Here is a 13258-nt window from a genome sequence, read left to right on the forward strand (position 1 = left end):
GCGATGGTCTCCCCGAACGTAATCACCACCGGGAGGCATCGTGGCCGCCAGGCGCGACAGAACGCACTATCTCTACATCGCGGTGATCGGCGCGGTGCTGCTCGGCATCGCCGTCGGCTTCGCCGCCCCCGGCGTGGCCGTGGAGCTCAAACCGCTGGGCACCGGGTTCGTCAACCTCATCAAGATGATGATCTCGCCCGTGATCTTCTGCACGATCGTGCTGGGCATCGGATCCGTGCGCAAGGCCGCCAAGGTGGGCGCCGTGGGCGGACTCGCCCTCGGCTACTTCATGGTCATGTCCACGGTGGCGCTGGCCATCGGCCTGCTGGTCGGCAACCTGCTGGAACCGGGCAGCGGACTGCACCTGACCGAGGCGGCGCGCAGTGCGGGCGAGGCACAGGCCAAGGCGGGCGGGGCCGAGAGCACGCCGGAGTTCCTGCTCGGGATCATCCCGACCACCCTGGTGTCCGCCTTCACGGGCGGCGAGGTACTGCAGACGCTGCTGGTGGCGCTTCTGTGCGGGTTCGCGTTGCAGGCCATGGGCGCGGCGGGCGAGCCGGTGCTGCGGGGCATCGGGCACATCCAGAAGCTGGTCTTCCGAGTACTCGCGATGATCATGTGGGCGGCTCCGGTGGGCGCCTTCGGAGCGATCGCGGCGGTCGTCGGGGCCACCGGCATCGACGCGCTGAAGTCCCTGGCCGTGATCATGATCGGCTTCTACACGACCTGCCTGCTGTTCGTGTTCGTGGTCCTCGGCACGCTGCTCCGGGTCTGCACCGGGGTCAGTGTCTTCGCCCTGCTGCGCTATCTGGGCCGGGAGTTCCTGCTGATCCTCTCGACCTCCTCCTCGGAGTCGGCACTGCCGCGGCTGATCGCGAAGATGGAGCACCTGGGGGTCTCCCGGCCGGTCACCGGGATCACCGTGCCGACCGGCTACTCGTTCAACCTGGACGGGACGGCCATCTATCTGACGATGTCCTCGCTGTTCGTCGCCGAGGCGATGGGCAAGCCGCTGGCGCTGGGCGAGCAGATCTCGCTCCTGCTGTTCATGATCATCGCCTCGAAGGGGGCGGCCGGGGTGACCGGCGCGGGTCTGGCCACCCTCGCCGGCGGTCTGCAGTCGCACCGGCCGGAACTGGTCGACGGCGTCGGCCTCATCGTGGGCATCGACCGGTTCATGAGCGAGGCCCGGGCCCTGACGAACTTCGCGGGCAACGCGGTCGCGACGGTGCTCATCGGAACGTGGACGAAGGAGTTCGACCACGCGCGCGCCACCGAAGTGCTCGCCGGACGTCTGCCGTTCGACGAGAGCACGCTGGTGGACGACGGACACGGCGCGCAGCGACAGAGCGATCCCGCACAGCCCGCCACGTCCGCCGCATCCGCCACGTCCGCCGAGTCCGACGGAACTCCGGACTCCGTGCCGCAGCCCTCGGGCAGCCCCAAGGACGGGGTACCGGTCTAGCCGGTGCGCCCCCACGGGCCGACCGGGCAGGGCTCGCCCCCACGGTGCCCAGCCCGGTCGGCCGACGCATTCTCCCTACTTGCACCCATAGTCGGTATTCGGCCACCGATAACCGAACCCCGCGGCTGTAAAAGGTACTTCCGTAACCGGCTGTGTGCATGACATCTTGCGTCCACCACTTGTTTCGTTCGACCCGGCCTGACCACCGGGTCTTCGGAGGACGCATTGATACCCCACATATCCGGCCGACCTCGACGTACCCTCGTGCTGGCCGCCACGCTCGGCGCGGCACTCTCCTTCGGGGCTCCCGCCGCGCTCGCCGGCACCGCCCCGGTCTCTCCTTCCGGATCCTCGGCCCCCGCCCCCGCGGCGGCCCCCAAGGCCGCGGCCCCGACTTCCCAGAGTGCGACCTGGGTTGCCGGTACCCGCGCCTACCTCGTGATCACCGCTCCCGGTGACACCACGGCGGTGCGCAACGCCGTCGCCGCCAACAGCGGCACGGTGTTCCAGTACTACGACGCGATCGGCGTGATCGTCGCCCACTCCGCGTCCGGTACCTTCGCCACCACCATGCGGGGTGTGAGCGGCGTCCAGCAGGTCGGCGCCACCCGTACCTCGGACGTGCCGGCGGACGCCTACAACCCGGCGCTCCCCGCCAACCCGACGCAGGCCACCACGCCTTCGGGCGAGCCGGTCCGCGCGGACATGACCCAGATCAAGGCCGACCAGGCCTGGGCCGTCACCACCGGTTCCGCCTCCGTCAAGGTCGGCATCCTGGACACCGGTGTGGACGACCAGCACCAGGACCTGGCGCCGAACTTCAACGCCGCGGACTCCGCGTCCTGCGCCTACGGCAAGCCGGACACCCGTACGGGCGCCTGGCGGGACGTCGGCACCCACGGTACGCACGTGGCCGGTACGGTCGCGGCCGCCAAGAACGGCAAGGGCGTCATCGGCGTGGCCCCGGGCGTGAAGATCTCCTCGGTGCGCATCGCCGAGCCGGGCTCCTCGCTCTTCTTCGCCGAGAACACCGTCTGCGGCTTCATGTGGGCCGGTGACCACGGCTTCAAGGTCACCAACAACAGCTACTACACGGACCCGTGGCAGTTCAACTGCCCGGACAACGCCGACCAGGCCGCGATCATCGAGGGCGTCAAGCGCGCCCAGGAGTACGCGGAGGGCAAGGGCTCGCTGCAGGTCGCTGCGGCCGGCAACTCCAACATCGACCTGGCCAACAAGACGACCGACACCGAGAGCCCGAACGACTCGACGCCGGTCACCCGCACCATCACCAATGCCTGCCTGGACATCCCGACCGAGCTCCCGGGCGTGGTCACGGTCTCGGCGATGGGCACCACCGCGAAGGCCTCGTACTCCAACTACGGCCTCAACGTGGTCGACGTGACCGCCCCCGGCGGCGACAGCGTCGGCATCTACAGCACGCAGCCGGGCGGCAAGTACGGCACCATGAGCGGCACCTCGATGGCGTCCCCGCACGTCGCCGGTGTGGCGGCCCTGCTGGCAAGCACCAACCCGGGCATCACCCCGGCGCAGCTGCGCGACAAGCTGGCCACCCAGGCCAACGACGTCGCCTGCCCGTCGGACAGCCGCTGCAAGGGCACCACGGCGAAGAACGGCTTCTTCGGCGAGGGCCAGGTCGACGCGCTGAAGGCCGTCGGCAGCACCCCGCCGCCCGGCAAGTACTTCGAGAACACCGGTGACTTCGCCATCGGCGACAACACCACGGTGGAGAGCCCGATCACCGTCAGCGGTGTCACCGGCAACGCCCCGGCCACCCTCAAGGTGGGCGTGAACATCGTGCACACCTACATCGGTGACCTCAAGGTCGACCTGATCGCGCCGGACGGCACCGTCTACACCGTGCACAACCGCGCGGGCGGCAGCACCGACAACATCAACCAGGTCTTCACCGTGAACGCCTCCTCCGAGGTCGCGAACGGCACCTGGAAGCTGCGGGTCAACGACAACGCCGGCGGCGACACCGGCAAGGTCGACTCCTGGAACCTGACCTTCTGACAGGTCCTCCAGAAGTTCCGTCAGCGCTGGAGCACGTCGGCGAGCCAGTCGAAGACGACGTCGCAGTGTTGCTGCGGGGCCATCGGGGAGCAGTGCAACTGCGCCCCGGTGGCCTCCGTCATCTTCACGTACTCGCGGCGCGTGCGCAGCAGGTCGTACATCTGCCGCGGCTGCCCCGGGTAGAACACTTCGAAGTCGTAGTCCAGGACGAGCGTGGGGGCTTTGATCTTCCCCACCACCTTGGTGATGTCGAGGCCCATGGCCACCTGGGCCGGGGTCCAGACGTCCGTGAGCACGATCCCCTCGCGGGCCTGGCGCAGGGCCTGTCTGTCGAAGATCTCGAACCTCTTCTTGACCGCGAAGGCGAGCTCAGGAGTCAGCTCCGGGACGACCTCCTCGTTCCAGACCCGGTTGGTCTCCTCCTTGTCGGGCGTGATGACGGCGCGCAGCTCCGCGTCGAACCCCAGCCAGGGGCTGACGCAGCCCGGCTGGCAGGCGACGGCCGCCAGCCGGTGCTCGAAGGCGGCGGCGCGGGCGACGAGGTTGCCGCCCATGCTGAGCCCGGTGAGCGCGATCCGGCCGCCGTCCACGTCCTTGCGGCGCTCCAGCCAGTCGACGATCGGGGCGACCACCTTCTCCCACCGGGTGGTGAAGGGGATCTCCTCCACGAACAGCAGCTGGCCCTGCCCGGGTCCGTCGTAGACGAGGGCGTTCCAGCCCCGGCCCAGCGCGGCGGCCACGCCGTAGGTCCACATGTCGAGGTTCTGGCCGTCGCTGCCGTTGGTGAGGATCACGGTGGGGCGCGGCGCGACCGGACCGTCCGGGCGGAAGAACCAGACCGGCAGCCGGGTCCTGCCGTACGGGACCTTCGCGCGGACGGCGGCCGGTGAGCAGAGCGCGGCGAAGGTGTCCCAGGCCCCCCGCCCGGCCAGGTAGACCGCCTCCTCGTCCCCGGGGTGGTCGGTGCCGAGCACGTAGAACAGTGCCTGCGCGTAGTACTGGGCGGCGCGCAGGGACCGGAAGCGGCGGGTCTGCGAGGGGGCCTCGTGGCCGTGGCGACCGGCGGCGGGGGGTGCGGAGAGCCGGTCCCCCCAGGCGCGGAAGGTGTCGCTGAACGTCTGCTCGGACAGACCCGCCGCGTTGATGGCGTTGACCGCCGTCAGGACCTCGCCCACCTCGGAGGCCCGCATGCCCGCGGCGCCCAGTGCGAGCAGGCCCGCGAAGTTGAAGCCGGGATCGTCGAAGAGCTCCATCGCCCCGGGTGTGGGATCCACGGCCTTGGCGGACGGCTTGGGCGCGGCGGCCGCGGTACGGGCCCCACCGCCGACGGCGAGCGCCCCCGCCCCCGCGGCGAGCCCGGTCAGGGCCGCGCGGCGGGTGAGTGCGGAGGGCTGGTGCGGTGTACGAGCGGTCATGCAGCGGACCGTACGCGGGGCCCGTGACCGACCCGGGTCGGCGCGCCCTCCCTTGCTCCGAACGGCCCCGCCGGCCGGGACCGTCAGCCCGTCCGCCGCCCCGTTCGCCGCCCCGTCCGCAGCACACAGTCCCCGCAGAGCCCGCCCCCGGGCACCTGGTAGTAGAGGCAGCAGCTGCGCCGTACGAAGGCCACCCCCAGCCCCTCCTCGTGGATGAAGGTGCCGGTGCCCGCCAGCGCTCCGCCGTCGGCCAGCAGGGCGCCCGCCAGCTCCACGGCCGCACCCCCCGGCACCCGGTCGATCAGCACCCGCAGCGCCCCGACGAGCCCGGACGCCGCGTTCCCCCGCAGGACCTTCGGCGAGACCCCGAACCGCTCGCGCAGGCCCTCGTCGAGCACCGCCAGATGCGCCAGGACGTTCTCCCCGAGGGCTTCGGCCGGCAGGCCGGGGGCGGGCTCGGGCAGCCACAGCTGGAGCGATCCCGCGTCCGGCAGCCGCCACCACACCCGGTCGGCGGCCAGGTCCGGAATCCGGCCGGCCAGTGCCGCGCAGCCGAGCCCGAGCGACCAGAGCCGGGAGGCGATCCCGAGCTGTGCCGTCGAGGCGGCCACCCGACCGGGCCCGGTGCCGATCCGCCGCCCCACCTCGGCCACGTACGGCCCGAGCCGATCCCCGTACAGGGTGGTGAGCGGCCGGAAGCCGGGGCCGGGCGGCTCCTTCCCGTAGGGCACGGTGAAGAAGGGTCCTACGGCGGCCAGTCGCCGCAGTACGTCGTCCATGGGCGGAATGATCTCAGCGGCGCGGGACCGGGGTCAGGCCGGGTCCGGTGTCGCCCCCTCCAGGACCTCCAGGTAGTGCGGGTTGCGCATGATGCCGAGCACATTGCCGAAGGGGTCGAGGACGGCCGCCGTGACGAAGCCCCCGTCACCGTGGGCGGTCACCGGCTGGTACTCCTCGGCACCCAGGTCCAGCAGTCGCTGCCGTACGGCGGGCAGGTCGTCCACCGCCCAGTAGGCCACCGCGCCGCCGGGCTTCTCGGCCGCGCCCGGCGGGGCGTGGCGGCGGTCGACGATGCCCAGCTCGTGCTGGTGGTCGCCGATGCGGAACTCGGCGTAGCCGGGCCGCTCGAAGTACGGGGCGATGCCGAGGAGCTCGGTGTACCAGGCCTTGGCGGCATCCAGGTCGTCGGCCCAGAAGTTGATCGTGGCGATCCCTCGCAGCATGAACGTCCTCCTCGACGGTGGAAACCCCGTCCCGACTGTACGACGGACCCCGCGGAGACGGCCTTGGCAGACCCGGGTGGCGCAGTCGTACCTCCCCCGTGATCCCAGCGCTCACGGACACATCGACGACGACCATGCGTTCGATGCGCGGGCGGGTCGGGCAGGCGCCGGGACGGGCCGCGGGACGCGTGCACGGGGCTACTCCTGAGGCAACCGGACTTTTTTCACATCGCCGCAGGTCAGGCGTGATCGCATGGTGACCGGCGGCGACCGGCACGGCCGTCCGGGGGGCCCACGTCGTGCGGTGGCAGGGATGTCCGTGGATCGTGATGACCGGCACGCGGAGGCGGGGACCCGAGTCCCCGAAAATCAGTGTCGCGCCATTGCCGAATGGGGGGTTCAAGAGAGGACTTCGAGGAGCTACATTGAGCCACCCGCGTTCACCTGACAGCCGGTTGCCTTTCACTCGTGTTTTGCACGGGGGGCAACGTCATGGACGCAGACTGTGCAACCACCCCACCGCCCAGAAGGACCGAAGGCTCCGTGCCCGTACCCGTACACCTCGCGGGCCGCACCGTGCGGCTCGAGCCCCTCGCCCCCCACCACACCGAGGCTCTGGCCGTGGCCGGGGCCGAGGATCGTACGACTTACGCCTTCACTCCCGTGCCCCACGGTGTGCAGGCGTCACACGAGTACATCGAACGTGCCCTCGCCGATCAGGCCGCGGGTCGATCACTCCCGTTCGCGGTGGTCAGAGCCACCGACGGGCGGGTCGTCGGTTCGACCCGTTTCCTGGAACTCGACTACTGGCAGGGGCCACTGATCTGGCCCGCCGTGCCCGGAGTCCCGTTCGGCGATCCGGCGACGGCGATCCCCGATGCCGCCGAGATCGGTAATACCTGGCTGTCCCCGAGCGCCCAGGGGACCGGCATCAACACCGAGGCGAAGCTGCTCATGCTCCGCCATGCCTTCGAGACCTGGGGGGTACGGCGCATCTCGCTGCGCGCCGACGCGCGCAACGGCCGTTCGAGAGCCGCGATGGAACGGCTGGGCTTCACCTGCGAGGGGGTCCGCCGGGCCCATTCGCGGGGGCTCGACGGTGCCGTGCGCAGTACCGCCTTCTACTCGATCCTCGACGAGGAGTGGCCGGCCGTGCGGTCGATCATCGAGCTGAGGCTGTCGGCGGGCGCGCAGCGCAAGCGGCGCCGCAAGACGCTCATCCCCGCGTAACCCGTCCGGCCGGACGGAAGAGCGTACGAGCGGAAAAACGGTCCTGCCCCGGCCCTCGCCGCGGCCTCCTCACCCGAGGAAGGCCGGGGCGAGGGCCGAGTCCATGAGTCGGGCGGGGGCGCCGCTCCCGTCGGCCGGTACGGAGTACAGGTCGGCTCCGAAGTCCCCCGGCAGCGCGTAGACGACGGTCCGGTCGTCACGCCACACCACCTGGTCGTCCACGCTGCGCTCCTCGGCGAGCGGGGTCTCGGCGCCGGAGGCCAGGTCCAGGGCGTACAGCCGCCACGGCGCCTCGGGCGGCAGACCCGGCACGCGCTTCTTGAACACCAACCGGGTCCCGTCCGGGGACAGCGACGGGCACTCGACGTTCTCGCGGAGCGTGGTCACGGTGCGCTCGCCCAGGTCCCCACGGACCAGGTGGGTCCGGCCCCCGGTGGCGAGGGTCGCGTAGAAGGTCCGCTCGTCGGCGGCGAAGCTGACCCCCCAGAAGTTGACGTCGGCGCTGCGATATCGCTTGCCGTCCTTCAGGATCGTGAAGTCCTCCAGTGAGGCCTCGAGCCTGCCGGAGCGCAGGTCGAGCACCGAGGTCCGGGTCGAGAAATTCGCACCGGCGTACGAGTCTCCGCCGACGAAGACCGTCCAGGCGGCGAGGTGCCCGCCCGGCGAGACCCGCGCCCGGGTGGGGAGGCCGCCCAGCCGGTGGGCGGACACCTCCTTCAGGCGGGCGTCGAGGACGACGGCCCGGTAGCCCTCCTGGACACCGCCCCGGTCCGCCTGGAGGCAGATCCCGGTGCTCCCCGCCGCGTGGAAGCGCAGGCAGCTCACCCCGGACGTGGTACGGGCCCCCTCCGGTGAGTCGGCCGCGACCGTGGCGAGCTCGTCCCGGTGCGGCCCCCAGGCCATGGTGCGGAACACGATCCGTCGGCCCCCGTCGCCCGGGGCCAGTGAGACGGCGCCCGGGGTGACCGACGGGCCGCCCGCCCGGGCATGGTCCTTCTCGTCGGCGCGGGAGGAGGCCCGCACGACGGCGAGTACGCCCACGGCCGCGAGCAGGGCCACGGCGGTGGCCAGGATCAGGATCCGGCGCTGGAGCGTCATGGGGTGACTCCGGGACGGTGGGGGTTTCCGGGGGCGGCGCGGGCGCACCATACCCAGTGGCCCCCGCAAGAGCCAGGCACGGAAGGGGTCGGGTCCGTGAACTCCACCGCGCCTACGGATCCCAGGCAATGGCCTCCCCCAGGGCACCCCAAGAGTAGGGAAAGTACGGAACCCTGACATGCTTTCGTTCATCCTTCGAACGGAAGGACCAGCAGTCAGACCATCCCGCCCCTCTGGGGGCAGCAGCAGCCGGAGAGCCACCGCACATGTCGTACGCACCCGACGGGCAGCAGTACCAGCCGTACCGGCCGGAAGGACAGATACCGCAGCCGCCCCACGGCGACCCGTACGCCCAGCCGTACGGACAGCAGCCGCACCGGCAACCCCATGGGCAGCACGACCAGTACGGGCAGCACTCGCCGTCCGCACCGCAGGACCCGTACGAGCAGACGGCGCGGTACGGACCGCAGGACCTCTTCCCCGAGGAGCCGCCGCGCCGCCGCAAGGGTCGCCGCTGGCTCATAGCCGGCGCCGCCGTCCTCGCGCTCGCCGGCACGGCCGCGCTCGTGCTGAACCACTACGAGATACCCCCGTTCACCGACAAGGGCTCGTCGGTGTCCTTCGGGCAGGCTCCCGCGGGCGGCGGCAAGAAGACCGACGCTCCCCCGCCGAACTCCAAGATGCTCATGCCGACGGGGCCGGCCGCCGAGTTCAAGAACACGATGACCTTGGGCGACGGCACGCACGTGGCCGTCACCACGCTGGACGGCAAGAAGTCCGGCTTCAAGGGCAAGGTCTGGGTCTGGGCCCCCAAGGAGTACAACGACCCGAAGTTCGCCAAGAGCGGCTTCCCGGTCCTGATCGCCCTGCCGGGCGGCGCCGGTTACCCCAGCAACTACTGGATGGGCACCGACCTCGGTCTCCAGACCAGCATCAGCAAGTGGTACGCCGAGGGCAAGAGCAAGCCCTTCATCCTGGCCATGCCGGTGCTCAACCCGGCGCCGGACGACAAGGGCGTCTACTGGGACGGCTCCGACATCCCCGGCCAGCCCAAGATGGGAACCTGGCTGACCGAGGACGTCCCGGACCTGATGAAGGCGAACTTCCGCACCGTCAAGTCCCGTGACGGCTGGGCCTTCATGGGCTCCTCCACCGGCGGATTCGCGGGCCTGAAGGCCGTGCTGAAGCACCCGGACAAGTTCAAGGCCGTGATCGCCTCCGGCCCGGACATCGTCCCGGACTCCTCCCTGTGGAAGGGCCACGACAAGGAGAAGGCCGAGAACAACCCGGAGCTGCTGGCGAAGCACCTCATCGACACCAAGGGTCCCGAGGTCTACCTCGCCTTCCAGGTCGGCGACAGCGAGAACAACAAGAAAACCCTGCCCGACGTGCAGAAGTTCATCGCCACCTACGGCAACAAGGGCCCCATCCATGCCGAGTTGAAGGTCATCAAGGGCGGCCAGCACAACGCCAAGACCTACGTGCCGAACATGGGCGAAGGACCGGTCCAGTACATCAGCAAGGTCATGGAAGGGCCCGTCGAGTAACCACCGGCGCCCCCGCACCATCGAGCTCCGGCCCGCCGAACACCTTCGGCGGGCCGTCGCCGTTCCAGGCCGCCCAGCCCGGATCACCCGTCACCGCGAACCGCACCCAGGCCGCGTGCATCTCGTCCGCGAGCTCCTGCGGGGTGTCCGGCCCGGCCAGCCAGGCGGACTCCGGCGCCGCGAGCGTGTCGAACACGAAGCCCAGCTCCAGGGCGTGACAGGCGCCCAGGCCCGGAAGCCCGGAGGGCCAGCCGAACTCGTACACGAAGCTCGGCGCCGACCGCCCGGCCCCGGCGAGCCTGCGCAGCGGATCGCGCAGCAGCCGATCGGTGAGCAGTTGTCCGGCGAGTTCGGCGGCACCGGCCGCGGGCAGCGTGGCGCGCAGCGCCTGTACGGAGGCCCGGTCCTTGCCGGAGCGGGCCCGGGCCAACGCGACGGCGAGCGGGCCGAGACGGTCCAGCCAGCGCATCCCGCCGGTGGGGGCGAGCCACAGCCGGTACTCGTCACGGGTCCAACCCATCAGCAGCGGCACCTCGTCCGAGGCGGCCGCGCCGCACAGGGTGTCGAGCGGGTCGGCCGGGATCGTGTCCGGGTCGGTGACCAGACCGAAGGCGGGTCCGCCGACGAGCGGGCCGGATCGGCGCAGGACGACCGCCTGGGCGGCGAGCAGGTCGGGCAGGGGGGTGGCCGTGAAGGCCGCGGCGGTGGCGTCGACCTTGAGGAGTGAGGCCATCCGCCGGACCATGGCGCGCACCCGGGGGCGCGGCAGGACCTCGGGGGCCCCGCTCTGCAGGACGGCTCGGGTGAAGAGGCCGGTCGCGCGCGGGGCCGACAGGAGGGCGCCGATGCTGATGGCCCCGGCGGACTCGCCGAAGACGGTGACCCGGTCGGGGTCCCCGCCGAAGGCCGCGATGTTGTCGCGGACCCAGGTGAGGGCGGCGATCTGGTCCAGCAGGCCTCGGTTGGGCGGGGCGTCGGGGAAGAGTCCGTAGCCGAGGACCCCGAGGCGGAAGTTGCAGGAGACGAGCACGACCCCGTCGCGGGCGAAGGCGGAGCCGTCGTAGACGGGGACGGCGGAGGAGCCACGGGTGTGGGCCCCGCCGTGGATCCAGACCATGACGGGCAGCCGGGCCCCGGGGGCCGGGTCCGGGGTCCACACGTTCACGTTCAGGCAGTCGTCCCCGGGGATCACCGGGTCGGGCAGCAGGGCCGCGAAGGTGTCGGGGTAGGGCACCTTGGGCGCGGTGGGCCCGTAGGCGGCGCAGTCACGTACCCCGTCCCAGGCGGCCGGTGGCGCGGGCGCGGCGAACCGGAGGGCACCGACGGGCGGGGCGGCGTACGGGATGCCCAGGAACACCGCGGTCCCCCCGGCGGCGGTCCGGCCCTCGACCACGCCGGCCGCCGTCCTGACCCGCGGCCTGCCGCGGCCGCCTGTGGCGCTCTCTGCGCTCATCTCGTCCTCCTGCGATGCGGCTGCCCGTCGCACCGTCGCACGGTCGCACAGCCGTCCATCGGGTGACAAGGCGTGACCGGGTCCGGGCCCGGCCCGGTTGGACGGGCATGCGATTCCTGCGTATCCACCATGCCGTGCCCGGCGCTCTGCTGCTCGCGGGCGCCACGCTCCTGTCCGGCCCGGCGCTCGCCGCCGGCCACGACTTCCAGTACGTCGGCCAGGACGACCGGGTCCACGGCCTCACCGCCCCCAAGGGGTGCGTCGAGGCGGAGGGCGGCGGCGCCCGGGCCGTCACCAACGGGACCGGGAGCTCGGCGACCCTGTTCGAGGGACCCCGGTGTTCCGGCCGGATCCTGCGGGTCCTGCGGCCCGGTGAGGTCGGCCAGGTGCGGCCGTATTTCGCCTCCGTCCGGTTTTCCGTCACCGGGTAGGCGCACGGGCCGTGACCCCTTGGCCTCCCCCGCGTTGTATGCCATGTCAAATGCCACAGGTCCTGTGGCGCCCCACATATCTCATGAGGAGATCTTGATGTCGCGTATCGCGAAGGCATTCGCCATCACCGCTGTCACCGGTAGCGCCGTGGTCGCCGGTGCGGGTCTGGCTGTCGCCGATGCCGGAGCGCACGGTGCGGCGGTCGGCTCCCCCGGTGTCCTGTCGGGCAACCTGCTCCAGGTTCCGGTGCACGTCCCGGTCAACGTCTGCGGCAACACCGTGAACGTGATCGCCCTGCTGAACCCGGCGTTCGGCAACACCTGCGTCAACGCCTCCGGCGGCGGCGCCGACCACCACACCGAGGGTGGCGACTACGGCCACTGATCGCCTGATCGGCTGATCGTCTGATCCACGGAAGGGCCCCCGCCGGCCGGCGGGGGCCCTTCCCCGTGCCCGCTGCGCGCACACGCGGCGCGCGCCACGTCATTCGTAGCGGTAGAGGCTCTGGTGGCCGGACATCTCGCGCGGGGTGACGTTCCAGGGCGGCATCGGCTCGTCGAGGGCGATCACCCGGCCGCGCTGGAGGTCACCGGCGGCGAGCGGGGCGGCGGGCAGGTAGCCGGAGCCGGGGTGCTTCTGCTGCCAGCGGTCCCAGATCAGGTCGACGAAGGCGTGGTGCAGCCAGAACGCCGGGTCGTTGGGCGCCGTCCCGCCCGTCATGTGGCCGCCGATCCACTGGTGGACCTTGTTGTGGTTGCGCCAGCGCTCGCTCTTCGGCGCCGACCAGCCCTCCAACTTGTTCCGGAACCCGCCCGCGGTGGCCGTGGAGTCCCAGGGGGAGACGTCGTAGGTCGGGTCGTCGATCGCCCACTGCAGCTCGGCCGCGGTGGGCAGGGCGATCGGGTTCTGCGGCCGGCCGAGGTTGCGGGTGAGGAACGCGGACTCGGTGATGCCCACGGTGACCGTCCAGTTGCCCGCGTCGTAGGCGAACGGCCCCGTCATCACCTTGCGGTCGCTCGCCCGGCCGGTGCCCCCGAGGAAGTCGTCGGCCCAGAGGGAGGAGACCGGGCTGCTGTCGGTGGTCCAGTCCCAGTACGGGACGCTGACGCCCGGGTCGATCTCCTGCAACTGCCGTTCGAACTCGAGCAGATACCGCCGGTGCCACGGGAAGAACGACGGCGACATGTGCCCGACGCGCAGCTTGCGGGCACGATCGGGCACGAAGTACTTGTCGTGCGTGCGCACCAGGGCGTCGTAGGCACCCTCGCGTTTGAGCTCCAGCACCGCGGCGGTGAACCGCTTCTTCTGGGTGCTCGTGAGGTTCTTCTGGTTCTGCCGGATGTGCAATGCGGGGCTCC

Annotated in this window: 12 protein-coding genes; 6 read left to right on the top strand and 6 right to left on the bottom strand. The window is 71.3% G+C overall.

Features of this window, described 5'->3' with window-relative positions; translation table 11 throughout:
* Positions 1-40: 40 nt before the first annotated feature.
* Together ACGFYY_RS08625 and ACGFYY_RS08630 are read left to right on the top strand one after the other, a co-directional pair.
* Positions 41-1465 (top strand): cation:dicarboxylate symporter family transporter, encoded by a 1425-nt coding sequence (locus ACGFYY_RS08625; protein ID WP_393707741.1) that lies wholly within the window; start codon positions 41-43, stop codon positions 1463-1465.
* A 264-nt stretch (positions 1466-1729) separates the two neighbouring features.
* Positions 1730-3502 (top strand): S8 family serine peptidase, encoded by a 1773-nt coding sequence (locus ACGFYY_RS08630; protein WP_365267093.1) that lies wholly within the window; start codon positions 1730-1732, stop codon positions 3500-3502.
* A 20-nt stretch (positions 3503-3522) separates the two neighbouring features.
* On the opposite strand, the gene ACGFYY_RS08635 is transcribed toward ACGFYY_RS08630, so the two are convergent.
* From ACGFYY_RS08635 to ACGFYY_RS08645, 3 genes are all read right to left on the bottom strand, one after another.
* On the bottom strand, positions 3523-4917 hold the full coding sequence (locus tag ACGFYY_RS08635) for an alpha/beta hydrolase family protein (protein ID WP_393707742.1): 1395 nt from the start codon (positions 4915-4917) through the stop codon (positions 3523-3525).
* A gap of 83 nt (positions 4918-5000) precedes the next feature.
* Positions 5001-5696: a (2Fe-2S)-binding protein gene (locus tag ACGFYY_RS08640; protein ID WP_393707743.1), complete on the bottom strand. Its 696-nt coding sequence runs from the start codon at positions 5694-5696 to the stop codon at positions 5001-5003.
* Between the two features lie 33 nt (positions 5697-5729).
* On the bottom strand, positions 5730-6140 hold the full coding sequence (locus tag ACGFYY_RS08645; RefSeq protein WP_393707744.1) for a VOC family protein: 411 nt from the start codon (positions 6138-6140) through the stop codon (positions 5730-5732).
* Between the two features lie 543 nt (positions 6141-6683).
* On the opposite strand from ACGFYY_RS08645, the gene ACGFYY_RS08650 reads away from it, so the two are divergent.
* Positions 6684-7370, top strand: a complete 687-nt coding sequence (locus tag ACGFYY_RS08650) for a GNAT family protein (protein ID WP_365267086.1) — start codon at positions 6684-6686, stop codon at positions 7368-7370.
* Positions 7371-7439: 69 nt separating this feature from the next.
* Here the strand turns inward: ACGFYY_RS08650 and ACGFYY_RS08655 are convergent, their stop codons facing one another.
* Positions 7440-8468 (bottom strand): TolB family protein, encoded by a 1029-nt coding sequence (locus tag ACGFYY_RS08655; protein ID WP_393707745.1) that lies wholly within the window; start codon positions 8466-8468, stop codon positions 7440-7442.
* A 266-nt stretch (positions 8469-8734) separates the two neighbouring features.
* Between ACGFYY_RS08655 and ACGFYY_RS08660 the strand changes: the two genes are divergently transcribed.
* Positions 8735-10015 carry an alpha/beta hydrolase-fold protein gene (locus tag ACGFYY_RS08660; protein WP_365267083.1) on the top strand — a complete coding sequence of 427 codons (1281 nt, stop codon included), beginning with the start codon at positions 8735-8737 and terminating at the stop codon, positions 10013-10015.
* On the opposite strand, the gene ACGFYY_RS08665 is transcribed toward ACGFYY_RS08660, so the two are convergent.
* A complete protein-coding gene (locus ACGFYY_RS08665) occupies positions 9993-11468 on the bottom strand; it encodes a carboxylesterase/lipase family protein (RefSeq protein WP_393707746.1) in 1476 nt (491 codons plus the stop codon). The genes ACGFYY_RS08660 and ACGFYY_RS08665 overlap by 23 nt on opposite strands.
* Before the next feature lie 107 nt (positions 11469-11575).
* On the opposite strand from ACGFYY_RS08665, the gene ACGFYY_RS08670 reads away from it, so the two are divergent.
* Complete coding sequence (locus ACGFYY_RS08670; RefSeq protein WP_393707747.1) at positions 11576-11899, top strand: hypothetical protein; 324 nt, start codon at positions 11576-11578, stop codon at positions 11897-11899.
* Between the two features lie 97 nt (positions 11900-11996).
* Positions 11997-12284: a chaplin gene (locus ACGFYY_RS08675; RefSeq protein WP_030761160.1), complete on the top strand. Its 288-nt coding sequence runs from the start codon at positions 11997-11999 to the stop codon at positions 12282-12284.
* 99 nt (positions 12285-12383) lie between these two features.
* Here the strand turns inward: ACGFYY_RS08675 and ACGFYY_RS08680 are convergent, their stop codons facing one another.
* Positions 12384-13247, bottom strand: a complete 864-nt coding sequence (locus ACGFYY_RS08680) for a tyrosinase family protein (protein ID WP_393707748.1) — start codon at positions 13245-13247, stop codon at positions 12384-12386.
* Between the last annotated feature and the right edge of the window lie 11 nt (positions 13248-13258).

It is taken from the genome of Streptomyces sp. NPDC048331 (assembly GCF_043201215.1).
In the GTDB taxonomy this organism is placed as follows: Bacteria; Actinomycetota; Actinomycetes; order Streptomycetales; family Streptomycetaceae; genus Streptomyces.

What these genes read in the sequence shown, in the direction of transcription:
- ACGFYY_RS08635 (WP_393707742.1), bottom strand. Translation starts at nt 4,917, where the DNA reads ATGACCGCTCGTACACCGCACCAGCCCTCCGCACTCACCCGCCGCGCG.
- ACGFYY_RS08640 (WP_393707743.1), bottom strand. Translation starts at nt 5,696, where the DNA reads ATGGACGACGTACTGCGGCGACTGGCCGCCGTAGGACCCTTCTTCACC.
- ACGFYY_RS08655 (WP_393707745.1), bottom strand. Translation starts at nt 8,468, where the DNA reads ATGACGCTCCAGCGCCGGATCCTGATCCTGGCCACCGCCGTGGCCCTG.
- ACGFYY_RS08660 (WP_365267083.1), top strand. Translation starts at nt 8,735, where the DNA reads ATGTCGTACGCACCCGACGGGCAGCAGTACCAGCCGTACCGGCCGGAA.
- ACGFYY_RS08670 (WP_393707747.1), top strand. Translation starts at nt 11,576, where the DNA reads ATGCGATTCCTGCGTATCCACCATGCCGTGCCCGGCGCTCTGCTGCTC.
- ACGFYY_RS08665 (WP_393707746.1), bottom strand. Translation starts at nt 11,468, where the DNA reads ATGAGCGCAGAGAGCGCCACAGGCGGCCGCGGCAGGCCGCGGGTCAGG.
- ACGFYY_RS08675 (WP_030761160.1), top strand. Translation starts at nt 11,997, where the DNA reads ATGTCGCGTATCGCGAAGGCATTCGCCATCACCGCTGTCACCGGTAGC.
- ACGFYY_RS08645 (WP_393707744.1), bottom strand. Translation starts at nt 6,140, where the DNA reads ATGCTGCGAGGGATCGCCACGATCAACTTCTGGGCCGACGACCTGGAT.